Origin of the sequence: Lysobacter niastensis (assembly GCF_031457115.1) — a bacterium.
In the GTDB taxonomy this organism is placed as follows: domain Bacteria; phylum Pseudomonadota; class Gammaproteobacteria; order Xanthomonadales; family Xanthomonadaceae; genus Lysobacter_J; species Lysobacter_J niastensis_A.
The window spans coordinates 607,800-632,306 of the sequence record NZ_JAVDVY010000001.1 but is presented as its reverse complement, the minus strand read 5'-3'; the positions used below and the strand labels follow the sequence as shown (position 1 = coordinate 632,306).

Genomic DNA, 24,507 nt, shown 5'->3' with positions numbered 1-24,507 from the left:
TTGACCACGCGCGCGCGGGCGTGGCGGCTCGGACAGGACGACCGAAGGAAAAGTCGCTCATGGCTTGGGCGCGCTCACCTGCAGGAAGCCGGCCGGGCCACCCTGCGCATAAACGGAGCGGTCGTACATCGACTCGGCGAAGATCGGGGCAACAACAAATTTGCCCGTGTTGCCAGCGCGAACGCGATAGCGGAACTCGGTCACCTGCGCACCGACGAAGCCGTAAAGGACGATGCGATCCTCGCGCTGCTCGACATGTTGCGGCGCAAAGCTCGAGCCGGGCAGCGCCAGCGTCGGCGCTGGTGGCGCGGTACTCGGCGAACCGGATTCGTCGCCTTCTTCGCCTTCGCATTCCTCGCACTCTCCGGAGGGCGTTGGCCGAGGCTGCGCTACCGCTTCCGGATACTGCAGCACCGGCTCAAAACCGCCCGGCAACAGATCGACGATCGCGATGTCGCCGCGCGCGGACACGCCCAGCGAACGCACGCGCAGGCGCACGGTGATCTCGTCACCCTGCGTGATCGTCGCGACCGGCTTGCCCGCACCATCGAGGTAGTCGCGCACGACTTCCAGCCCATGGTCCTGCACCGCTTTTGGCATCACGCGATCGAAGCCGCTCTGGTTCAGCAGGTACCACACCGGCATCTTGTCCGCCGGCCGCACCCAAAGGCGCGTGTCGGTGCCGGCAAACGTCCCGCGTGCGACCACGCCCCGGGCGACACCGATGTTGCGCGCCTTGCCGTCCTTGCCTGCGGCCTGCAGTGCCGGAAGCGGCTGTTTGGAGGCGTTGGCGTAGCTGTCCATCGCCAGCACGGTGAGTGCCGACGACAACGTGTTGTAGCGATTGGTGCGCATGGGGTCGAGCAGGCGCTCCAGTGCGACGGTCTGCAACTGCTTGCGTTGGGCGCTGAAGTGCTTGTTGACCAGGTACACCGTCCACGCCTGGGCGATGCCGTCGTCGTAGAACGCGCTGTAAGGAATAGGCGCGACTGGAGAGGACCGATTGGCCCGCACGATCGCCTTCGTGGCGAGCGGCCGCGCCGCCTTGTCCTGTTGCAGCAGCTGGTAGCTGGTAGCAACGAACAACCCGGCGACGTCGTCTTCCCACGCCTTGGGCTGGTCGCGCTTGAGCTGCTCGTGCACGGCGCCGAGCAGGTTGCTGGCCGTGCGGCCCTGGCGGATCAGCAGATAGACGGCCAGGGCGCGGCTGCGCAGCGCTGGCAGCGAATGGCCGGAGCGATCGGCGGCCTGCGCTTCCAGATAGCGATTGAGCGAGGCGATCACGTCGTCGGGAACCGGCTTGCCGTGCTCGCGGGCCTCCAGCAGGTACAGCGCGGCGTAGCCGGTCACGAACGGGTCGGCATCGGGCGTCGCCGCCCACAAACCGATGCCGCCTTCGCTGTTCTGGCGCGAACGCAGCACATCGATGATGTCCATCGCCGGCTTCTTCGACGACGTCACGACCTTGCCCAGCTCCGGATGCGCCTCCAGCACCAGCGCCGGCATCGCCTGGCTCAGCAGCTGTTCGGTGCACAGGTGCGGATAGTCCTGCAGGTACGCGCTCAGCCCATCGACCGCGAGCAACGGAGAAGCCGAGGCCGACAGTTGCCGCGTCGCGAACTGGTTGTACATCGCGCGCAGCTCTTTCAGTTCCACGGCGTGATCCGCGCGTCCCACTCGCAGGTCCTGGCGCGCGGTGACGGCGGGCCGCACCGAGACCTCGATCCGGCGCTGCGCACGGAACTTGCCGGACTGCGCAACTACCACGACGGCCGCCGTACCCGGCGTGGCGCCTGCGCGCAGCCGGAAGCGGACGCTGCCTTCGCGGCCGGGTTGCAGGCTGAGCGATTGCGCCGCACTGCCCACCGGAGCCAGCTGTGGCGGCAGCTTCACGGTCACCGCCACATCGGCTGCGGCCTTTGCGCCTGCGATGGTATTGGCCACACCCACGGGAAGCTCGAACTCGTCGCCCGGCGCGAGGTGCGTCGGCACCGTCGGTGTGAGGACGAAATCGCCGCGGACCAGCTGCGTGGTTTCCTTCAACCCGATCCGTTCCGGCGTGACCGCCAATGCGACTACGCGCACCTGCCCATTGAAATGGTCGGGCAGCGTGTAGGTGAACTGCCTGCGGCCATCGACATCGATGATCCCCGACCACCAGACCGCCGGCTTCTCGGCCTTGCGCTTGAATGGATTGAGGTTCTTCGCCAGATCGCCCTCGCTGTCGCCGCCGGGCGCGGTCGCGGCCGCCAGCCGGCTGAACTCGGGAAGCACCAGGTCCAGGATCTGCGCCGTGTCGACCTGGAGCATCCGCTTCTTGAAGAAATGATCGAGCGGATGCTCGACGCGGTAACGGGCCACCTGCAGGATGCCTTCATCCACCGCGAACAGCACCACGCGGGCCTTGCCGGTCGTGGTGATGTCGGCCGTGACCGGCACGCCCGGTTTGGCGATGGCCGGCAGCCGGATCTCGAGCGGTTGCGTGCGCGCGGCACGATCGACCGCGAACGGCACCACGCCGTACGACAACGGACTCATGAAGATTTCGTCGGAGTTCGGATCGCGCAGGAACTGCACGTTGACGTAGCCGTTGCCTTCGAAATCCGCCGGTATCTGGATCTTCTGCACGCTGCTGGTGGTGTCCGCACGGAACCAGACGTGGGCAAACACATGATCGCGTTCCAGCGTGATCAGGCCGCTGCCTGGATAGGGTGCGCGTACGCTGACTTCGATGGTGTCGCCGGGCCGGTAGCTGGGCTGGGACAGGCTCAGGGCCAGCTCGGCATTGCGGTCCAGTGCGCGCGACAGGTTGGCGGCGCCGGTCACGCGGAAATCGATCTGGTTGAGCGGCTTGTCGTCGCTGCCGCGGATTTCCAGTGCGAAATCGCCGGGCTGGCCGGTCGGCAGCGCCACCGCCTGGCGACCACCGGCGAGCTGCAGTGCATAGCGCTTGCGGTCAAAACGGCGCTCGTGGGACACGTAGCGGTAGGTGCCCGATGGCTGCTTCGTCAGCACCGAGACGTAGCGGCGCTCGACCACCACCGCCTGCAACCCCGTCACCTGCCTGGGTTTGCCGTCCTGCCCGATGCTCAGCAGCTGCACCGCGCGTTTGGCGTCGCGTGCGACATAGCCCAGGTCATCCTGTGCCTTGATGCCCACCAGGAAGTCGTTGTTCGACACCAGGGTGCTGGCTTGCGCGGCGACGTTGCGGCCGCTGCCGGGCTCGTACGCGCGAGCGAGGAAGCTCAGCTGGTAGGTCGCACGCTCGTACTTCTTCATGTCGAGCACGAACTTCGCGCGACCGTCGTTGTCGGTCTTCGCGTCGGTGAGTTCCTCGTCGTAGCCTTCCTTGGCGCGTTGCGGATCGTAGAACCGGTAGTCCGGGTACGCAGCAAAACGCGGGAACGACGGCCGCAGCACCATGGTTGCGGCCACCCGACGCTGCTGCGCGGGAGTGCCGATCAGGTTTTCCGCCGTCACCGTGACCGACAGGTCATCGGGCTTGACCCAGCCTTGCGGATTTTCCGTGGAGAACTGCGCGCGCACGCGCATCGTGTCGGGCGCGAACTCGCGCACCTGCACCGACGTCGAGCCGATGCTGGTCGGTGCGGTGTCGTCGTCCTTGCCGAGCAGGTACAGCCTGGCCTCCCAGGTACCGCTGGGCGCGCTCTCGGCCGGCGTGTAATCGACGCCTTCGAACCCGACGCTGCCCAGTCGCAGGCGCTTGCGCTGCGCGACGGTGCCGCGCGGATCGGTCAGGACCAGTTCGAGCGGCAGGCCGGTCAACGGACGCTTCCAGTCCGCCGCGCGAACGATCATGCCCAGATGGATCGTGTCGCCGGGGCGATACAGACCTCGATCGGAAAACAGGAACGCATCGAGCGCGCCACCTTCGATCTCGTTCGGTTGGCCGCCGATGTCGAAGCGGGAAAAATCCAGCGCGCGGCCGCGATCGTCGATCGGCAGGAAGGAGAAGTCCTCGCCCTGCGACACGGTCAGCATCACCGGACGCTTCTCGCGCTTGAAATCGTCCAGCGATGGAAGGTGGGCGCGACCGCCCCCATCGGTATCGGCTTCCACCAGCGTTTCGCCATTGCGCGCGATGGCCCGCACCTTCGCGCCGGACACCGGCGTGCCCTGTGCGAGCGACTGGATGAAGACATCGCGGCTGCCATCCAGCGCCTTCTTGACGATCATGCCCAGATCGGTCAGCACCACCAGGCGGCTGTCCTGTTCTTCGCCGGCGTCATCACGCAGCGTTTGCGCCGAAGGCTTTTCGCTGTCCTCTTCGTCGAGCGTGTGCAGGCTGAGCAGGAAGACGCCGCGCCGCGACGGCTTCAGGTACTCGCCCAGGTCCACGCCCTCGTAGTGCGCCTTGGCCGGCTGGTCGGCCGGCAGCTTCAGGCGCCGCTCCTCGCGCTCGACCAGGTCGTCTGCCTCGATGCCGGAGAGGTAGGGCTGCGCGAAACTGCCTTCGTTGGAGAAGGCCAGGTGCTGCAGTTGCTCGGGCAGCACCCGTGCAATCTCCAGCCGCGCGTTGGGCACGTTGCGCGACACGATGCTGACGCGATGCTCGCCGCGCAGCGACAGCAGCGCGCCATCGCCCACGAAGCGCAGCAGCGGCGGAATCTCGGGGACGGCGGCGACGGTCGCGTAGCTGGAGCCGAGGATGAAACCGCCAAAAGCCTTGAGCCCCTTCGCCACCCGCACGTAGACGCGCCGGTTGGGCGGCGCGACGTACTTGAAGCTGTGGGTCTCGATGTACTCGCGCTCGGTCGGTACGGCGGTGAGCGGCAGCGGCGTCGATTTCTTCAACAGCGCTTCGTCGATCTCGCCTTCCGACCAGTCGTAGTTGCCGGGTTGCTGCTTGAGCGGCACCTTGGGATTCTTCGCCGGTAGCAGCCAGGCCCGCACCGCGCCGGCGACGTCGGTGTCGCGCATCGCGTTGTTGAACTCGATGACGAGCACCTGTTCCGGTTCGAAGCGCTCGTTGTCCACCAGCGTCGGCGTGACGCCGGTGATGTTGACGCTGTAGAGCGAGGGCAGCACGACATTGCCGCTGACGGGTTCGCGGGTGCCGTCGCCGCCGAGCAGGCTGGTGACACCCTGGGCGATCTCCAGCTTCAGGGTGCCGCCGTTCTCCGGCAGCTGCAGCGGGGCCGAGTGGACCCAGCCTTTCAGGCGTCGCTCGTCGTAGCTCACAGTTTTTTCGGGTGCGGCCAGGGCGGTGCCGGCGCCATCGGCCAGTTGCAGACGGATGCGGCGTTCGAACTGCGCGGCATCGACCGGATGCGAGAAAGAGACCTCGAAGACCCCTTTCTTCAAGTTCGGATCGAGCGGGTCCTGGTAGAACTCGCTCTTCGCCAGAGAGGCCCTGAATGGCGAGGTTTCGAACTCGAATTCGTCCTTGCCCAGCTTCACGCCGCGAGCGAGGGCGCGTTGGGTGTCGAGGCGGACTTCGTACTTCGCACCCACCGGCCAATCGCCGGCCGGGGTGAACACCAGGGTGTGGTCGTCCTGCCAGACCCATGCGCCCTTGAGTTCCGGAGCCAGGACGACGCCTTCGGGCACGGCGCCCACCTTGGTGATGGGCGCGGCCGAACCGGAGAAGGTCAGGCGCAACGGATCAATCTTGGCCGGCGTCTTGGTGTAATCGGTCAGGTCCGGTGCGTCGACTGTGACCTCCAGAGCTCCCGGCACCACCGGTGTCGGCCTCGTCGCCAGCCACCACCCCAATCCGGCGACCAGCATCAGCCCGGCAAGCGCGCCCAGATACAGGCGCGGGCGCTGGCGAAGTTTCGTTGTGAGCGACGACAGCCAGGCCGGCGGCTGCCAGGCGAATTGTCCAAAGACGCGTTGCGCCATGCCGGGCGCAACGCCTTCCGAACCGGCCTGGGTGTCTGCCGATTGCGACGTCGATGAGGGTGGCTGCATAGCTGTCCCGTTCCGATCCGTGGGTGACTTACCAGTGCCGTGTCGCAATTAAGCCGAGCCGCGAAGCGGCTTCGGCTTGAATGAATTGTTAGGTGCCACGCTGAGGAAGCGTGACATCTATGGGTTTGCTAAAGATTGGGGCGAGAAGCAAAGCCGAGCCGAGCGCAAAACAGATGGCTAGAGAAATGGTGAGGCCGACCGCCACAGTAGCCCGATAGGCGAAGCCGGTGCTGCGATGAGCCCGAATGACCCATGTGACCGTTGCCATCCACAGCACGACCAGGCTGACCAGAACTACAAGAATCCAGTTGGGCAAAAGATAGAACAGAAGCATTGCCACGGCAGGGACCGGCAAGAACCAACCAAGACAGCTAAGCAAGAACCGGCGCCGAGGAGAGCCGATTGTCCTCTCCTGGCTCATCTGAGCCTGCGGTGCTTGGTAGGGGTTTTCACGGCCGTCGAAGGTTGCCATGGCGCCTAACGCCTGAATTAAGCCGAGCCGCGAAGCGGCTTCGGCTTGAATGAATTGTTAGAGGTCATCGCTCCGAGGGAATCAACGCCGAGAGAAGTAAGCATGGAATATCTGCTTTGCCTCAGTCTCTGAAATGACGTGAGCCTCGCGGGCATTGAATTGCCACCACGCCCCGCAAAGACTGCAGTGATGCAGTTGTGCCTGTGCCTCGATCGAGTCGGCAACACGTGCAGGTTGCGCACTCCCACTCTCAAAGGGCGAGTACTCGCCGGAGGACACGCCATGTCGGCATATTTCACAGCCAGCATTGCTCATCGCGTGACCTCTAACGCCTAGTAGGCCCCACATACGGGGTATAGCACCGGATGTTCAGGCTGGCCCCCTGGTGCGTCAAGCGCCGGTATGCCAACAGCTTCAACAGGTTATCCATCAGCCCTCCGCCGCACGTGAGCGGCTTGGTCAACCGCAACGCAATGAGCGAGCGCGACGGGATGTTCCTTTCGCATGTCGTCACTCCAGGCGGCCTTTCGCCCCGAAACGACGCAAGGTGCCGGGAGGTTCGAAACCGCACTTTTGTCGCGCAGTGATGCGAAGTGTCACCCCTGGCTCGCGCGTTATGCCGACCGCCGGCCGCCCCCTACCGCAGGGTCCAGCGTGCACACACTCGACCTACACCCTCCGCGCGCGGAGGCTTGGCGGTCCTTGAGCGGAGGGGGCCAGGTGCACGGTTCGGGCGGTGACCCTTCGTGCACGCAGGCAGCGGGCTGCGCCGCCCCCCGTCGGGACGTGCGTCGGCGCAGGGGTTGAGGTGCGTGCGCGGAGGGGTTGGCGGCTGGCGGCGGAGCCTGGGACCTGCGCGCGACCCCCAGGACACCTCCGCATGCGGAGGCGAAGGGACCGTGCACGCAGGGGTCGGGCTCAACGCGCGGGCGTGCCAGGGTGCGTGCACGGAGGGTATGAGGCGACTGCGCGAAGGAGATGAGTACACCCTCAGCGCATCAAAGGTGACTTCTCGCACAGGTGTACGCGCACGTGCGGGCGCTGCTCCACGGGGATTAAGCTGGCCGCGTACGGCCATGGGGGCCGTGCAGGAGCGTTACCACAAGGAGACAAGGAAGATGAACCAGAACTACGCACAGCAGCATCTGTCGGCCGAGCAGTGGGCGCAGGCGGATGCGGCGATCAACGCGCTGACTGCGGCACTGGAACCGATGCTGGTCGCGCTGTCGCTGGACGAGCGGCAGCGGGTGGTCAAGATGGGAGACGGGTCGGTGGCGTTCTGCCGCACGGCGCTGGATGTGATCGCCGAGAACGCGGCGCTGATGCCGCGCAGCTTCGACATCGAAGAGATGCGGCGCGACCTGGCCTCGCACGATGCCCTCAACGCGCGCGTCGTGCGCCTGACCAAGCTACTGGAGAAGGCGCACCACACCGACATGGCGTTGGGAAGCGATGTGATGGTCGCCGCGCTGGAGGGCTATTCGTATCTCAAGACTGCGGGCAAACGCGAAGGCGTGGAGGCGTTGCGCAAGTTGCTGGGGCGGCGGTTCGAAGGCAATGGCAGCCGCAGCGAGACCAGCGGCAACGGCAACGGCAACGCCGGCAACGTGGCGCCGCCCGCTGCTTAAGGCGTGGCACTGATGCAAAAAAAGCCCCGCGATGAGCGGGGCTTTTTTGTGTGCGGTTGGCGCCGCATTACTCCACCGTCACCGACTTGGCCAGGTTGCGCGGCTTGTCGACGTCGGTGCCGCGCGCCAGCGCGGCGTGGTAGGCCAGCAACTGCACCGGGATGGCGTGGACCACCGGCGACAGCACGCCGACGTGGCGCGGCGCGCGGATCACGTGCACGCCCTCGGACGAACCGAACTGGCTGTCGTCGTCGGCGAACACGAACAGCTCACCGCCGCGCGCGCGCACTTCCTGCATGTTCGACTTGACCTTCTCCAGCAGGCTGTCGTTGGGCGCGATCACCACCACCGGCATCTCCGCATCGACCAGTGCCAGCGGACCGTGCTTGAGCTCGCCCGCCGGATACGCCTCGGCGTGGATGTAGGAGATTTCCTTGAGCTTGAGCGCGCCTTCCAGCGCGATCGGGTAATGCATGCCGCGGCCGAGGAATAGCGCGTGCTGCTTGGGCGCGAAGCGCTCGGCCCAGCCGATGATCTGCGGCTCCAGGTTCAGCGCGTGCTGCACGCTGCCCGGCAGGTGGCGCAGCGCTTCCAGATACTCGGCTTCCAGTTCCGGCGGCAGGCGGCCCTGCAGTCGGGCCAGCGTGGCGGCCAGCGTGAACAGTGCGACCAGCTGCGTGGTGAAGGCCTTGGTGGACGCCACGCCGATCTCGGCGCCGGCGCGGGTGTAATAGACCAGGCGGCTGGCGCGCGGGATCGCGCTCTCCGGCACGTTGCAGATCGACAGCGTCTTGTCCTGGCCCAGCGACTTGGCGTACTTGAGCGCTTCCATCGTGTCGAGCGTTTCGCCCGACTGCGAGATGGTGACCACCAGATGTTTCGGATTGGCGACCACCTTGCGGTAGCGGTATTCGCTTGCGATCTCGACCGAGCACGGCAGGCCGGTGATGGCCTCGATCCAGTAACGCGCGGTCAGGCCGGCGTAGTAGCTGGTGCCGCAGGCGATGATCTGCACGCCTTCGACCTCGCGCAGCACCGCTTCGGCATCGGCGCCGAACAGCTGCGGGATGAACGCGTTGGCGCTCATTACCGCCTCGATGGTGTCGGCGATCGCACGCGGCTGCTCGTGGATCTCCTTCTGCATGAAGTGGCGGTACGGACCCAGCTCCAGCGAGGCCAACGACACGTCGGAGACGTGCACGTCGCGCTGCACCGGGGCGCCGTGCGTGTCGAACACGCGCACCTGCTCGCGGGTGACCTCGGCGGTGTCACCCTCTTCGAGGAAGATCACCCTGCGCGTGGCCTGCACGATCGCCGAGACGTCGCTGGCGACGAAGTTCTCACCCTCGCCTAGGCCCACCAGCAACGGGCAACCCATGCGCGCGGCGATCATGCGGTCCGGCTCGCGCTTGCTGACCACGGCGATGGCATAGGCGCCGACCAGTTCGCGCACCGCCTTCTGCACCGCGGCCAAGAGGTCGGCGCCCTGCGACTGGTAGTGGTGGATCAGGTGCGCGATGACTTCGGTATCGGTCTGCGATTCGAAGGTGTAACCCGCGGCCTTCAGACGTTCGCGCTGCTCATCGTGGTTCTCGATGATGCCGTTGTGCACCACGGCCAGTTCGCCGTAGCTGATGTGCGGGTGCGCGTTGAGCTCGGTGACGCCACCGTGCGTGGCCCAGCGGGTATGGCCAATACCGGCGGTGGCATGGAAGTTCTCCGACTGCGCGGCCGCCTCCATTTCGGAAACCCGACCGGTGCGGCGCACGCGGCGCACGTCCTGCCCGTCCAGCACGGCGATGCCCGCCGAGTCGTAACCGCGGTACTCCAGACGCTTGAGGCCTTCGATCAGGAGCGGTACCACATCGCGATCCGCGATCGCGCCGACAATTCCGCACATCCGGCTGAACTCCTGCAGGGGAATGACTAGTTTACCGGGAGCTACGGGACGTTCGCTGGCCAGCGGACACCGCAGTGTCCGCACCGGACACGGCGGACACCCGGACAGCCGCACAAGTGCCTGAATCGAAAGGGTTAAACCTTTGGCACGGTCTCTGCATCGATTGGTCGACTCCCCAGCGAAAACTTCGATCGAATGATCCGCGACACCTCCGGACAGGACCGCGTCATCGCCGCGCCCCCCGTCAGCCCGCGCCGCAAGCAGCTGCTGATCGGCGGCGGCGTCGGCGTGGCGCTGTTGCTGGCCCTCTCCATCCCCACGCTCGGCCGCTGGCTGGGCGCCAGCCAGTCGGTCAGTGCCGAACGCGTCCGCATCGCCGAGGTCCGTCGCGGGACGCTGGTGCGCGATGTCTCTGTTCAGGGACGGATGGTCGCCGCGGTCAGCCCGACCCTGTACGCGCCCGCCGCCGGCACCGTGAAGCTGAAGGTGCGGGCGGGCGACGAGATCAAGCAGGGGCAGCCGCTGGCCGAGATCGACAGTCCGGAGCTGCGCAGCCGGCTGGTGCAGGAGCAGTCGACGCTGGCGAGCCTGGAAGCCGAGGCCAGCCGTGCGGCCCTCGATGCCCAACTCGCGCGCTCCACGGCGCGCCGGCTGCTCGACCAGGCCGAGATCGACCGCACCGCGGCCCTGCGCGACCTGGAGCGCCAGCAGCGCGGCTTCGACGGCGGCGCCGTTTCACAGAATGACGTCGCGCGCGCCCAGGATTCGCTGAAGAAGGCCGACATCGGCCTGTCGCATGCCAAGGGTGAGTACGGCCTGCAGGACCGTGGCGCCGGCCTGGACACGCGCAACAAGCATCTGCTGGCCCAGCGCCAGCGCGCGATCGTGACCGAGCTGCAGCGCCAGGTCGACGAACTCAACATCCGCTCGCCGGTCGACGGCGTGGTCGGCACGGTGGCGATCACCGACCGCACGGTGGTGCCGGCCAACGCGCCGCTGCTGGTGGTCGTGGACCTGCGCGAGCTGGAAGTGGAATTGCCGGTGCCGGAAAGCTACGCCGACGACCTGCGCCTGGGCATGGCGGCGGAGATCAGCTACGGCGCGCAGAAGTACGCCGGCAAGTTGCGCGCGGTGTCGCCGGAAGTGGTCAACGGCCAGGTCATGGCGCGCGTGCGCTTCGAGGACACGCAAACCGACGGCCGTCGTCCTTCCGGCCTGCGCCAGAACCAGCGCGTCAGCACCCGCGTCCTCATCGAGGAGAAGCCCAACGTGCTGATGGTGCAGCGCGGCCCGTTCCTGGATACCGGCGGCGGTCGCATCGCCTACGTCATGGACGGCGATACCGCCATCAAACGCCCGATCACCGTCGGCTCCAGCAGCCTGTCCGACGTGGAAATCCTGTCGGGCCTGGAGCCCGGCGAGCAGGTCGTCATTTCCGACATCACCTCTTTCAACGGCGCCGATCAGGTGCTGGTCAACGACTGAACGCAGCGCACCATTACGGAGTAATCGCCATGCTGAAAATGAACCAACTGAGCAAGGTCTACCGCACTCACATGATCGAAACCCATGCGCTGCGCGGGTTCGACATCCACGTGCGCGAGGGCGAGTTCGTCGCCGTCACCGGACCGTCGGGTTCCGGCAAGACCACGTTCCTCAACATCGCCGGCCTGCTGGAGGAATTCAGCGACGGCGAGTACCTGCTCGACGGCGTGTCGGTGCGGGGGCTGGACGACAACGCCCGCTCGCGCCTGCGCAACGAGAAGATCGGCTTCATCTTCCAGGGCTTCAACCTGATCCCCGACCTCAACCTGTTCGACAACGTCGACGTGCCACTGCGCTACCGTGGCTTCGGCGCGGCCGAGCGCAAGCAGCGCATCGAGCACGCGCTGGGACGCGTCGGCCTGCTATCGCGCATGAAGCACTATCCGTCCGAGTTGTCGGGTGGCCAGCAGCAGCGCGTGGCGATCGCGCGCGCGCTGGCCGGCTCGCCGCGGTTGCTTCTGGCCGACGAGCCGACCGGCAACCTCGACTCGCTGATGGCGCGCGGCGTGATGGAACTGCTGGAGGAGATCCACGCGCAGGGCACCACGATCGTGATGGTCACCCACGACCCGGAGCTGGCCGCGCGTGCGCAGCGCAATGTCCACATCATCGACGGCCAGGTGACCGACCTCGACGATGCGCCGCGCCTTGGCGCCGACGTGATGCCGTCTTCCGCCACCGTGCCGGCCAACTGAGGACACCGCCATGCTCGCCTACTACCTGCGGTTGGCGATGATCTCGCTCAAGCGCAACCGCATCCTCACCGCGCTGATGGTGATGGCCATCGCGCTCGGCATCGGCATGTCGATGACCTCGATGACCGTGCTGCACATGATGGCGTCCAACCCGATGGGGCATAAGGACGAGATCGTGCGCCGCGTCCAGGTCGACAACTGGGACGCCAACAATGCCTGGGACGACGATAACCCGGGCGAGCCGCCGGACCTGATGACCTATCAGGACGTGCGCAACCTGGTGGCCGCGCACAAGGCCGAGCACGAAGCCGGCTTCTTCCCCAATGTGCTGCCGCTGGAACCGCCGCAGCGCGAGATCAAGCCGTACATGGTCAAGGCGCTGTTCACGACGAACGGGTTCTTTCCGATCTTCGAGCCTCCGTTCAAGTACGGCGGCGGCTGGGGCGAGGCCGAGGACCGCAACGCCTCTCGCGTGGCGGTGATCAACGCCGAGACCAACGAGAAGATCTTCGGCGGCGAGAACAGCGTGGGCCGAAAGCTGCGCATGGGCGGAGAGGACTACACCGTGGTCGGCGTGCTGGAGAAGTGGCGTCCCTCGCCGCTGGTCTACCACGTCTCCGGCGGCGCCTTCGACGATCCACATGAAGTATTCGTGCCGATGAGCATCGGCATCGAGAGGGAACTGGTCAGCACCTCCAACAACAGCTGCTACGAGGACCGCTCCGATCCGGGTTACCAGGGCCTGCTGGGTTCCGAGTGCATCTGGGTGGATCTGTGGGTGCAGGTCAAGGACGGGGACGACGCGCAGCGCTACCTGAGCTTCCTCAACAACTACGTCGCCGAGCAGAAGAAGAACGGACGCTTTCCACGCCCGATCAACAACAAGCTGCGCAGCGTGTCGGAATGGCTGGAGTCGCAGCGCGTGGTCAGCCGCGACGCACGCACGCAGGTATGGCTGGCGTTCGCGTTCTTCGTGGTGTGCCTGATCAACACCGTGGGCCTGTTGCTGGCCAAGTTCATGGGCAAGGCGCCTGAGATCGGCCTGCGCCGCGCGGTCGGTGCCAGCAAGCCGGCGGTGTTCGCGCAGTACCTGACCGAGGCCGGCCTGGTCGGCCTCGGTGGCGGCGTCATCGGCCTGGCTTTCACCGGTATCGGCCTGCTGGCACTGCGCAAGCTTTACGCCGGCACGTCGATCGAGAAGCTGGCACAGCTCGATTGGACCATGGTCGGCCTGTCGCTGCTGATCGCGCTCGCCGCGAGCCTGGTCGCGGGCCTGTATCCGACGTGGCGCGCCTGCCAGGTGCAGCCCGCCACGCAACTGAAAACGCAGTAAGGGAGCCTGTCATGGAATTTCGTCCCGTACTCAACGCGCTGATGCGCAACAAGACCGGCTTGCTGCTGATCGTGCTGCAGGTGGCCATCACGCTCGCGATCGTGTGCAACAGCGTGTTCATCATCCTGCAGCGCATCGAGAAGGTGAACCGTCCCAGCGGCATGGACGAGGCCAACCTCTTCACCGTGACCAGCCTGGGCTTCGCCAGCGACTTCGACTTGCCCGGCACCCTGCGCCAGGACCTGGATGCCCTGCGTTCGATTCCCGGCGTCGTCGACGCGACCACGATCAACTCCGTGCCGCTGTCGCAGGGCGGCTGGAGCGAGGGTTTGTCCGATCAGCCCGACAGCGTGCCGCAGGACAAGCGCAAGCGCGAAGGCTCGGCGATCTACATGGTCGACGAGCACGGCGCGAACACGCTGGGCGTCAGGATCGTCGCCGGTCGCAACTTCAACGCCGGCGATGTCAGCGGGCGCACCAAGGACGACAAGGGTTCGCTGCACTCGGTGATCATTACCCAGGCGCTGGCCGACAAGCTGTTCCCCGGCGGCGCGGTGGGCAAGACGCTGTACAGCAGCCTGCCCGGCAAGGACGGGCCGGTGACGGTGGTCGGCGTGATCGAGCGCCTGCAGGCACCATGGGTGGGGTGGGACAAGGTCGAGCAGGCCATGCTGGTGCCGCAGTACGACCACGGCGAGTTCGATGCCAGCAGCTCGCGTTATCTCGTCCGCACAGAACCCGGCCGTCGCGACGAGATCATGAAGGAAGCCGAACGCAAGCTCGGCGAGGTCAACAGCGGCCGCATCGTCCGTGGCCTGCGCTCGATCGAGGAAGTGCGCGGCGAGAGCTACCGCCAGGACCGCGCGATGACGGTGGTGCTGACAACGGTGATCTTCTCGCTGCTGGCCGTCACCGGCCTGGGCATCGTCGGCATGGTGAGCTTCTGGGTCACGCGTCGCATCAAGCAGATCGGCACGCGCCGTGCGCTCGGAGCACGCCGCTTCGACATCCGCCGCTACTTCATGATCGAGAACCTGATCGTGGTCGGCATCGGCATCGCGCTCGGCCTGCTGCTGACTTACGGCTTCAACCTGTGGCTGATGAAGCATTACGAGCTGCCGCGACTGGCCTGGTACTACGCGCCGGTAGGCGCGCTGACCGTCCTGCTGCTGGGTCAGCTGGCGGTGTTCGGTCCGGCCACGCGCGCCACCCGCGTGTCGCCGGCCGTGGCCACGCGCACCGTGTAGTCGTCTCTCTCCCGCCCGGTTCGCCGCCCCTGTGCGGCGGCCGGGCGGTCTCTTTTTGGAGCCTCCCCTGCCCCACGGGACAGGAGGCAATGGCTGCTAGGCTAGGGCCTGTTGACGCCTATGGACCAGGCCGCGTTGCTTCTCCCAGGCCGTCAGGTGGTGCTGCGTGGCGCCGCGCCTTGCTGCCTGCAAGGTCAAGCCGTGCGGCGCCGCATGGCGGCCTGGCAGGAGCAACCCGAAGGGCCGGGCCTGAGCACGCGCGATGCCGCGTCATCGCGCGGTCGTGTATCGACATACACTTCCTCACTCTTCCTTGCCTCGCACGTGCTCAGGCTCGGCGCGGCCTGATCCATAGGTGTCAACAGGCCCTAGATGCGCACCATCCTCGTCATCGACGACAACCAGGCCGTGCACGTCGCGCTCGACGTGCTGTTCTCGCTGGCCGACCTGCGCGTGCTCAGCGCCGAGTCGCCCGAAGACGGCCTGCGCCTGCTGGAAAACGAGAACATCGACCTGGTCATCCAGGACATGAACTTCACCGCCGACACCACGTCCGGCGAGGAAGGCATCGCCCTGTTCCGCACCATCCGCGACCGCTTTCCCGACCTGCCGATCATCCTGCTGACGGCATGGACGCGACTGGAGTCCGCGGTAGCGCTGGTCAAGGCCGGTGCGGCGGACTACATGGGCAAGCCCTGGGACGACCGCAAGCTGATGACCACGGTCACCAATCTGCTCGAACTGGGCGAGGCCAACCGCGCACTGGCCGAACGCCGCGCCGACGAACGCCGCCGTCGCAAGCAACTGGAGCGCGATTACGACCTGCGCGGCATCGTGTTCGCCGACGCCGCCAGCGAGCGCCTGGTCAGCCTGGCCTGCCACGTCGCCCGTGCCGATGTGCCGGTATTGATCAGCGGCCCCAACGGCTCGGGCAAGGAGCGCATCGCCGAGATCATCCAGGCCAACTCCTCGGTGCGCGAAGGCCCGTACGTGACGCTCAATTGCGGCGCGTTGCCTTCGGAGCTGATCGAGGCCGAGCTGTTCGGCGCCGACGCCGGCGCCTACACCAGCGCCAACCGATCGCGCGAAGGCAAGTTCGAGGCGGCCGACGGCGGCACGCTGCTGCTCGACGAAATCGGAAACCTGCCGCCAGCCGGGCAGATGAAGCTGCTGCGTGTGCTGGAAACCGGCCGGTTCCAGCGCCTGGGCTCCAACCGCGAGCGCCAGGTGAAGGTGCGTGTCATCGCCGCCACCAATGCCGACCTGCCGGCGATGATCCGCGACGGCGTGTTCCGCGAGGATCTGTATTACCGCCTCAACGTGATCGAATTGCGGGTGCCGCCATTGGCCGAACGGCGCGGCGACATCCTGCCCCTGGCCGAGCACTTCCTGCAGGGGCAGCAGCGCACGCTGGGCGACTCTGCACGCGCCGCGCTGCAGCGCTACGCCTGGCCGGGCAACGTCCGCGAGATGAAGAACGCGATCCAGCGCGCGCTGCTGCTGGGCCAGGGCGATCGCATCGCGCCCGAGGAGCTCGGACTGCCCACGAACGCCGCGCCGCATCGCGTCGCCGGCGATGAGGAGATCGACCGCGAGACGATCGAAGCGGCCCTGCGCCGCGCCGGTGGCGTGCTCAGCCAGGCCGCGGCTGACCTCGGCCTGAGCCGGCAGGCGCTGTACCGGCGCCTGGACAAGCTCGGCATCCCGCGGTGACGCCATGCGCCCGACCCGCCACCGCTTCTCGCTGACCGGCAAGCTCGCGCTGCTGCTGTTCGCAACGATGCTGCTCGCGGTCGGCGCGACTGTGCTGCTGGCACGGCTGTTCGACGATCCGCTGCTGGGCGCGTGCGCGGCACTGGTGTTGTGCGCCGTGCTGGCGCCGTGGGCCGCGCATCGCTACCTGGCGCCGCAGTTGAGCCTGTTCCGTGCGCTGTCGGGCTCGGTGGCGAGCTTCCGCGACGGCGACTTCAGCTTCAGCATCGCGAAACGCTCGAACGACGAACTGGACGACCTGGTCGAAGCGCACAACGAACTCGGCAGCGTGCTGCGCGAGGAACGCCAATCGCTGTTCCAGCGCGAACTGCTGCTGGATACCGTCGTGCAGAACACACCCACCTCGTTGCTGTTGACCGAGCCGCGTGGCGCGATCGTCTATGGCAACCTGGCGGCGCGGCAACTGTTCAACGACGGTCGCAAGGTCGAGGGCCTGCGTTTCGCGCAGCTGATGGAACGTACGCCCGCACCGTTGCGCGAAGCGCTGGGCGAAGGTCGCGACCGGTTGTTCACGTTCGAATACGCGGGCCAGGAAGAGACCTACCACCTCGCCCGCCGCGAGTTCCACCTCAACGGCCGCGTGCACACGCTGTTCCTGTTCAAGCGCCTCACCGCGGAGCTCAACCGGCAGGAAGTGGCCACCTGGAAGAAGGTAATCCGGGTGATCAGCCACGAGCTCAACAATTCGCTGGCGCCGATCACCTCGTTGTCGCACTCCGGCGCCGAGTTGCTGCGCCGCGCGGAGTACGACAAGCTCGGCCGCATCTTCGATACCATCGAGGAACGTTCGCGACACCTGCACGGATTCCTGCGCGGCTATTCCAGCGTCGCCAAGCTGCCCGTGCCGGAGCCCGAGGCCGTGCAATGGTCCACGTTCCTGGCCAGGCTGCAGCAGCACTACGGGTTCCGGCAGGAATCCGAGCTGCCGTCGGCGCCCGCGCATTTCGACCCGGCGCAGATCGAGCAGGCGCTGATCAACGTGCTGAAGAACGCGCACGAATCCGGTTCATCGCCCGACCACGTCACGCTGGCGGTGCGGCAGTTCGGCCGGATGGTGCGCGTGGACGTGAGCGATCGCGGCCCCGGCATGTCCGACACGGTGCTCGCCAATGCACTGGTGCCGTTCTATTCGACCAAGCGCACCGGCAGCGGCCTGGGCCTGGCGCTGGCGCGCGAGATCGCCGAGGCGCACGGTGGCCGCATCGCCCTGGCCAATCGCGACGGCGGTGGACTCTGCGTCAGCCTGGTGCTGCCGGTCGAATAGCGTGGTGAGCGCAGCCGGGGCAAGGCATGGTGCCCACCTGGTGGGAACGCGCGGATGGGCTGGCTTACCGAACGACAACCACGGGCATGCCGTCACTCCTGCAATCACGGCCGTGGGACGTCATCCCAGCGAAAGCAGGGATGACGGCGTTGAGGGTGCAGCTCACATGTCCGCGAACACCGCCGCGCTCATCCCTTGGGCTGCTTCTTGGGCCGCTGCCAGCCGTCGACCGTCATCTGGCGTGCACGCGCCACGGTGAGCTTGCCTTCCTCCGCCGTGCGCGTGATCACCGAACCGGCGGCAATGGTTGCGTCCTTGCCGATGGTCACCGGTGCCACCAGCGACGAGTTGGAGCCAATGAACGCGCCATCCTCGATGATCGTGATCGACTTGTTCACGCCGTCGTAGTTGCAGGTGATGGTGCCTGCGCCGATGTTGACGCCGCTGCCGATCACCGCATCGCCCAGGTAGGTCAGGTGGTTGGCCTTGCTCGACACGCCCACGCGCGTGTTCTTGGTCTCGACGAAGTTGCCGATGTGCGCGCCATCGGCCAGCACGGTGCCGGGGCGCAGCCGCGCATACGGACCGATGATCGCCGCCCCCTCGACCACGACCCCGTCGAGATCGCAGTGCGCGCGCACCTCCGTGCCGGACCCCAGGCGCGCATCCTTGATGCGACAGAACGGACCGATGCGCACGCCGTCGCCCAATTCGACCCGGCCCTCGAACACCACGTCGACGTCGATCTCGACGTCGCGGCCGACGCTGACCTCACCGCGCTGGTCGAAACGCGATGGATCGACCACCCGCGCGCCGGCCATGCACAACACCTTCGCGGCGCGGCGCTGGAACGCGCGCTCCAGTTGCGCGAGCTGCCAAGGGTCGTTGGCGCCCTCCACTTCCACAGGGTCGTGCACGTGCACCATTTCGGCCGCGCTGAACTCACCCGCAGCCGAGGCGAACACGTCGGTCAGGTAGTACTCGTGCTGGGCGTTGCCGTTATCCAGTTGCTGCAGCCAGCGACGCAGCGGCTCGCCGTCGGCGACCAGGATGCCGGTGTTGACGATGCGGATCAGGCGCTGATCCTCATCGGCGTCCTTGTGCTCGACGATACGGGCGACACGTCCTTCCGGATCGCGCAACACGCGACCATAGCCAGTCGGATCGGCCAGGTCGGCCACCAACACGGCGATACGGCTCGGCGCGGCCAGCAGCCGCTGCAGCGTTTCGGCCGTGATCAGCGGCACGTCGCCGTACAGCACCAGCACGCGCGCGTCCTGCGGCACGCCCGGCATCGCCTGCTCAACCGCGTGCCCGGTGCCCAGGCGCTCGGCCTGCTCCGCCCAGTGCAGGTCAGGCTGGTTGGCGAACGCGGCACGCACCTGCTCGCCGCCGTGGCCGTACACCACATGGATGCCGTCGGGCTTCAGCGCACGCGCGGTGTCGATGACATGCGCCAGCATCGGCTTGCCGGCGATCTTCTGCAGCACCTTGGCGGTGGCCGACTTCATGCGCTTGCCTTCGCCGGCGGCGAGGATGACCACGTGCAACTGACTCATCCGAATATTTCCTTCCCGATCCCGCGCCCGTCCGGCGCCTGCTGAATCTTAGCAATCGCGATGTGGCGCGGCCGCGCATGGGGTTAACCGAACGATGGCCGCGGCGCGCCGGACTTGTCCAGGACCGCCTTTGCCCATGGATCGGCCCTGTCCAGACCGCCTTTGTCCAGACCTGTATTTGTCTACACCGGTCCTTGTCTAGAATCGGCCCATGCGCAAATGGATTCCGCACTCCCCGCTGCTCCGCCAGGGCGGCAGCTATTTCGTCATCGGCCTGATGCAGCTGGGGGTGGACTGGGCCGTATTCGTCGCCCTCAGCGCGCTCGGCATGGCCGTGGAACCGGCCAACGTTCTCGGCCGCATCAGTGGCGCGGCGCTCGGCTTCTGGATGAACGGCCGCTTCACTTTCGCGGGCGATGACACGGCAGTCGGGCGACGCCAGTTCTTCCGCTTCGTGCTGATGTGGCTGGCCACGACCGCGATCAGCACCTGGGCGGTCGCTCACGTCGAAGCGAGCGTGGGCCTGAAGTGGGCCTGGCTGGCCAAGCCCGCGATCGATCTGACACTCAGCGCCGCGGGTTTCCTGTTGTCGAGGCACTGGATCTATCGGCGCTGAAGCCGGGAGCCAATCCCTCGATCCTTTCTCAGGAGGAGGCAACCGGCCCGCCAAACAAAAAACGCCGGCACTAGGCCGGCGTTTCTTGAACGTTGAGCAAGCCGCGATCAGTGCTTGAGGGTCTTGCGCAGGCGCTCCAGCGCGCTGAGCTGGGCGACGCTCATCGCAAGCTGCGACTGCGCCTCTTCCATGCTCATCTTCGGATCCTTCTGGGCGAGGATGCGCTCGGCTTCGGCCTTGGCCGCCAGTACTGCAGCCTCGTCGATGTCCTGGGCGCGCACCGCGGTGTCGGCCAGAACGGTCACCACCGTCGGCTGCACTTCCAGGATGCCACCGGAGATCGCGAAGTCCAGCTGCTCGCCGCCCGGCAGGGTCACCACGACCTTGCCCGGCTTCAGGCGCGTGATCAACGGCGCGTGCTTCGGCGCGATGCCGAGCTCGCCGATTTCGCCGGTGGCGACCACCAGTTCGGCGTCGCCGTGGAAGATCTCCTGCTCGGCGCTGACGATGTCGCAACGGATTGTGGATGCCATCGTGGTTCCTCTGGTCAGTCAGTCAACAAGTCAGCGGATCAACCGGTGATCTTCTTGGCCTTCTCGACCGCTTCTTCGATGCCGCCGACCATGTAGAACGCCTGCTCCGGCAGGTGGTCGTACTCGCCTTCGACGATGCCCTTGAAACCGCGGATGGTGTCCTTCAGCGGGACGTACTTGCCCGGCGAACCGGTGAAGACCTCGGCCACGTGGAAGGGCTGCGAGCAGAAGCGCTCGATCTTGCGCGCGCGCGACACGGCCTGCTTGTCTTCTTCCGACAGCTCGTCCATGCCCAGGATCGCGATGATGTCCTTCAGTTCCTTGTACTTCTGCAGCGTCGACTGGACCTTGCGCGCGACATCGTAGTGCTCGTGGCCGATCACGTTCGGGTCGAGCTGGCGCGAGGTCGAGTCGAGCGGGTCGATCGCCGGGTAGATACCCAGCGAGGCGATCTGGCGCGACAGCACGACGGTGGCGTCGAGGTGGGCGAAGGTGGTCGCCGGCGACGGGTCGGTCAGGTCGTCCGCGGGCACGTACACGGCCTGGATCGAGGTGATCGAACCGGTCTTGGTCGAGGTGATGCGCTCCTGCAGGACGCCCATTTCCTCGGCCAGCGTCGGCTGGTAACCCACCGCCGAAGGCATACGGCCGAGCAGCGCCGACACTTCGGTACCGGCCAGCGTATAGCGGTAGATGTTGTCGATGAACAGCAGCACGTCCTTGCCCTTGCCCGATGCGTCCTTGTCGTCGCGGAAGTACTCGGCCATGGTCAGGCCGGTCAGCGCGACGCGCAGGCGGTTACCCGGCGGCTCGTTCATCTGGCCGTACACCATCGCCACCTTGTCCAGGACGTTGGAGTCCTTCATCTCGTGGTAGAAGTCGTTGCCCTCGCGGGTACGCTCGCCCACGCCGGCGAACACGGACAGACCCGCGTGCGCCTTGGCGATGTTGTTGATCAGTTCCATCATGTTGACGGTCTTGCCGACGCCGGCGCCGCCGAACAGGCCGACCTTGCCGCCCTTCGCGAACGGGCACATCAGGTCGATGACCTTGATGCCGGTCTCGAGCAGGTCGTTACCCGAGGACTGGTCCTCGTACGACGGAGCGGCACGGTGGATTTCCCAGTGCGCGGAAGCGTCGACCGCGCCAGCCTCGTCGATCGGCCGACCCAGCACGTCCATGATGCGGCCCAGCGTGCCGGCACCAACCGGTACCGAGATGCCCTTGCCGGTGTTGTTGGCCACCAGGTTGCGCTTGAGGCCGTCGGTCGAGCCGAGCGCAATGGTGCGCACGACGCCGTCGCCGAGCTGCTGCTGCACTTCCAGCGTGATTTCGGTGTTGACGACCTTCAGCGCGTCGTACACCTTCGGCACGGACTCTCGCGGGAACTCGACGTCGACGACGGCGCCGATGATCTGAACGATCTTGCCCTGACTCATGGTGGTTTCCTCTAACTTGAATCTGCGTTGCGGCAGCGGTTCGATCCGCGCCGCGGGAATGGATTGATCAGACAGCCGCGGCGCCGCTGACGATCTCGGAGATTTCCTGCGTGATCGCCGCCTGACGGGCCTTGTTGTAGACCAGGTTCAGCGTGCCGATCAGCTTGGTGGCGTTGTCCGAAGCGGCCTTCATCGCGACCATGCGCGCGGCATGCTCGGACGCCACGTTCTCCAGCACCGCCTGGTACACCAGCGACTCGACATAGCGGGTCAGCACGTGGTCCAGCACGCTGGCCGCGTCGGGCTCGTAGATATAGTCCCAGTCGTGCCTGGCGACCGGCGTGTCCGACGCCGGCAGCGGCAGCAGCTGGTCGAACGCCGCGCGCTGGGTCATCGTGTTGACGAAGTCGTTGTAGCAGACGAACACGCGGTCGACGTTGCCGGCGCTGTAGCCGTCCAGCATGACCTTGATCACGCCGACCAGCTGCTCCAGCTTCGGATGGTCGCCCAGGTGGGTGACCGACCCGATCATGTTGACCTTGATGCGGCGGAAGAACACCGAAGCCTTCTGGCCGATGGTGACGACGTCGATCTCGACGCCCTGTTCCTGCCACTTGCGGAACTCGCCGATCAGCTTGCGGAACAGGTTGTTGTTGAGGCCGCCGGCCAGGCCGCGGTCGCTCGACACGATGATGTAGCCGACGCGCTTCACGTCCTGGCGCTCGACCAGGTACGGATGCTGGTAGTCGGAGTTGGCCTGGGCCAGGTGACCGATCACCTGCTTCATCACCCGCGCATACGGGCGCGAGACCTTCATCCGATCCTGCGCCTTGCGGATCTTGGAGGCCGAGACCATCTCGAGCGCGCGCGTCACCTTGCGGGTGTTCTGCACGCTCTTGATCTTGGTTTTGATTTCGCGTCCGCCTGCCATGCTGCTCTCTTCTGCTTGGACTCAACGACGCGGGCCTGAGCCCGCGCGGATGACTGCCGGTTCGCCGCTTACCAGGTGCCGGTCTGCTTGAACTCGACGATGCCCTTCTTGAAGGCACCTTCGATGTCGTCGTTCCAGCTGCCGGTGCTGTTGATCGTCTTGACCAGCTCGCCCTGGGTATTGACGAAGTGGGCGTGCAGGCCCTCTTCGAACGCCAGGATCTTGCTGATCGGCACTTCGTCGATGTAGCCCTCGTTGACGGCGTAGATCGACAGCGCCTGCAACGCGATCGACATCGGCGCGTACTGCTTCTGCTTCATCAGCTCGGTGACGCGCTGGCCGCGCTCGAGCTGCTTGCGGGTGGCTTCGTCCAGGTCCGAGGCGAACTGCGCGAACGCAGCCAGCTCACGGTACTGGGCGAGCGCGATACGGATACCGCCCGACAGCTTCTTGATGATCTTGGTCTGGGCGGCGCCACCGACGCGCGACACCGAGATGCCGGCGTTCACGGCCGGGCGGATGCCGGCGTTGAACAGGTCGGTTTCCAGGAAGATCTGGCCGTCGGTGATCGAGATCACGTTGGTCGGCACGAACGCGGACACGTCGCCAGCCTGGGTCTCGATGATCGGCAGCGCGGTCAGCGAACCGGTCTTGCCCTTCACTTCGCCGTTGGTGAACTTCTCGACGTACTCCTCGGACACGCGTGCGGCGCGCTCGAGCAGGCGGCTGTGCAGGTAGAACACGTCGCCCGGGTAGGCTTCGCGGCCCGGCGGGCGCTTGAGCAGCAGCGAGATCTGGCGATAGGCCACGGCCTGCTTGGACAGGTCGTCGTACACGATCAGCGCGTCTTCGCCGCGGTCGAGGAAGTACTCGCCCATGGTGCAGCCGGAGTAGGCACTGATGTACTGCATCGCGGCCGATTCCGAAGCGGTCGCGGCGACGACGATGGTGTGGGCCAGGGCGCCGTTCTCTTCCAGCTTGCGCACGACGTTGGCGACGGACGAGGCCTTCTGGCCGATCGCCACGTACACGCACTTAATGCCGGTGCCCTTCTGGTTGATGATCGCGTCGATGGCCATCGCGGTCTTGCCGGTCTGGCGGTCGCCGATGATCAGCTCGCGCTGGCCACGGCCGATCGGGATCATGGCGTCGACCGACTTGTAGCCGGTCTGCACCGGCTGGTCGACCGACTTGCGCCAGATCACGCCCGGGGCGACGCGCTCCACCGGAGCGGTCAGCGACGCGGCGATCGGGCCCTTGCCGTCGATCGGCTCGCCCAGCGCGTTGACGACGCGGCCGAGCAGTTCCTTGCCGACCGGCACTTCGAGGATGCGGCCGGTGGTCTTGGCGACGTCGCCCTCGCGCAGGTGCTCGTAGTCACCCAGGACCACGGCGCCGACCGAGTCGCGCTCCAGGTTCAGCGCCAGCGCGAAGGTGTTGCCGGGCAGTTCGATCATTTCACCCTGCATCGCGTCTGCCAGGCCGTAGATGCGCACGATGCCGTCGGACACGTAGGTCACGGTGCCTTCGTTGCGCGCTTCGGCGGTCAGCTTGACCTTCTCGATGCGGGTCTTGATCAGTTCACTGATTTCGGACGGGTTGAGCTGGGTGGTTGCCATGGGTCGTTCCTAGATGAAT

16 protein-coding genes are annotated in these 24,507 nt (G+C 66.4%); 8 read left to right on the top strand and 8 right to left on the bottom strand.

The window, feature by feature from the left end:
- Positions 1–57: 57 nt before the first annotated feature.
- Both J2X06_RS02970 and J2X06_RS02965 read right to left on the bottom strand, forming a co-directional pair.
- Entirely contained in the window at positions 58–5,934 is a 5,877-nt protein-coding gene (locus tag J2X06_RS02970) for an alpha-2-macroglobulin family protein (protein ID WP_310058079.1), read from the bottom strand.
- Between the two features lie 88 nt (positions 5,935–6,022).
- Positions 6,023–6,406, bottom strand: a complete 384-nt coding sequence (locus tag J2X06_RS02965; protein ID WP_310058076.1) for a hypothetical protein — start codon at positions 6,404–6,406, stop codon at positions 6,023–6,025.
- Between the two features lie 1,118 nt (positions 6,407–7,524).
- On the opposite strand from J2X06_RS02965, the gene J2X06_RS02960 reads away from it, so the two are divergent.
- Complete coding sequence (locus J2X06_RS02960) at positions 7,525–8,034, top strand: hypothetical protein (protein WP_310058073.1); 510 nt, start codon at positions 7,525–7,527, stop codon at positions 8,032–8,034.
- 67 nt (positions 8,035–8,101) lie between these two features.
- Here the strand turns inward: J2X06_RS02960 and glmS are convergent, their stop codons facing one another.
- The gene (glmS, locus tag J2X06_RS02955) at positions 8,102–9,934 is read right to left on the bottom strand and encodes a glutamine--fructose-6-phosphate transaminase (isomerizing) (RefSeq protein ID WP_310058072.1); all 1,833 of its coding nucleotides are present in this window, start codon (positions 9,932–9,934) and stop codon (positions 8,102–8,104) included.
- A gap of 195 nt (positions 9,935–10,129) precedes the next feature.
- Between glmS and J2X06_RS02950 the strand changes: the two genes are divergently transcribed.
- The 6 genes from J2X06_RS02950 (at position 10,130) to J2X06_RS02925 (ending at position 17,791) form a co-directional block, all read left to right on the top strand.
- Entirely contained in the window at positions 10,130–11,419 is a 1,290-nt protein-coding gene (locus J2X06_RS02950) for an efflux RND transporter periplasmic adaptor subunit (protein ID WP_310058069.1), read from the top strand.
- A gap of 29 nt (positions 11,420–11,448) precedes the next feature.
- Positions 11,449–12,174, top strand: coding sequence for an ABC transporter ATP-binding protein (locus J2X06_RS02945; RefSeq protein WP_310058066.1), 726 nt, complete (start codon positions 11,449–11,451; stop codon positions 12,172–12,174).
- Positions 12,175–12,184: 10 nt separating this feature from the next.
- Positions 12,185–13,507: an ABC transporter permease gene (locus tag J2X06_RS02940; RefSeq protein WP_310058063.1), complete on the top strand. Its 1,323-nt coding sequence runs from the start codon at positions 12,185–12,187 to the stop codon at positions 13,505–13,507.
- Between the two features lie 11 nt (positions 13,508–13,518).
- Positions 13,519–14,754 carry an ABC transporter permease gene (locus J2X06_RS02935; RefSeq protein ID WP_310058061.1) on the top strand — a complete coding sequence of 412 codons (1,236 nt, stop codon included), beginning with the start codon at positions 13,519–13,521 and terminating at the stop codon, positions 14,752–14,754.
- A gap of 372 nt (positions 14,755–15,126) precedes the next feature.
- Positions 15,127–16,467, top strand: coding sequence for a sigma-54-dependent transcriptional regulator (locus J2X06_RS02930; protein WP_310058058.1), 1,341 nt, complete (start codon positions 15,127–15,129; stop codon positions 16,465–16,467).
- A 4-nt stretch (positions 16,468–16,471) separates the two neighbouring features.
- Positions 16,472–17,791 (top strand): sensor histidine kinase, encoded by a 1,320-nt coding sequence (locus J2X06_RS02925; RefSeq protein ID WP_310058055.1) that lies wholly within the window; start codon positions 16,472–16,474, stop codon positions 17,789–17,791.
- Positions 17,792–17,979: 188 nt separating this feature from the next.
- On the opposite strand, the gene glmU is transcribed toward J2X06_RS02925, so the two are convergent.
- On the bottom strand, positions 17,980–19,350 hold the full coding sequence (gene glmU / locus J2X06_RS02920; RefSeq protein ID WP_310058052.1) for a bifunctional UDP-N-acetylglucosamine diphosphorylase/glucosamine-1-phosphate N-acetyltransferase GlmU: 1,371 nt from the start codon (positions 19,348–19,350) through the stop codon (positions 17,980–17,982).
- A gap of 211 nt (positions 19,351–19,561) precedes the next feature.
- Between glmU and J2X06_RS02915 the strand changes: the two genes are divergently transcribed.
- Positions 19,562–19,966 (top strand): GtrA family protein, encoded by a 405-nt coding sequence (locus tag J2X06_RS02915; RefSeq protein ID WP_310058049.1) that lies wholly within the window; start codon positions 19,562–19,564, stop codon positions 19,964–19,966.
- Between the two features lie 107 nt (positions 19,967–20,073).
- Here J2X06_RS02915 and J2X06_RS02910 read toward each other — a convergent pair whose 3' ends face one another.
- The 4 genes from J2X06_RS02910 to atpA form a co-directional block, all read right to left on the bottom strand.
- A complete protein-coding gene (locus J2X06_RS02910; protein WP_310058046.1) occupies positions 20,074–20,499 on the bottom strand; it encodes a F0F1 ATP synthase subunit epsilon in 426 nt (141 codons plus the stop codon).
- 38 nt (positions 20,500–20,537) lie between these two features.
- Positions 20,538–21,938, bottom strand: a complete 1,401-nt coding sequence (gene atpD, locus J2X06_RS02905) for a F0F1 ATP synthase subunit beta (protein WP_310058044.1) — start codon at positions 21,936–21,938, stop codon at positions 20,538–20,540.
- A 67-nt stretch (positions 21,939–22,005) separates the two neighbouring features.
- Complete coding sequence (atpG, locus tag J2X06_RS02900; RefSeq protein WP_310058042.1) at positions 22,006–22,869, bottom strand: F0F1 ATP synthase subunit gamma; 864 nt, start codon at positions 22,867–22,869, stop codon at positions 22,006–22,008.
- Between the two features lie 68 nt (positions 22,870–22,937).
- Positions 22,938–24,488 (bottom strand): F0F1 ATP synthase subunit alpha, encoded by a 1,551-nt coding sequence (gene atpA / locus J2X06_RS02895; protein ID WP_310058040.1) that lies wholly within the window; start codon positions 24,486–24,488, stop codon positions 22,938–22,940.
- Positions 24,489–24,507 lie beyond the last annotated feature (19 nt).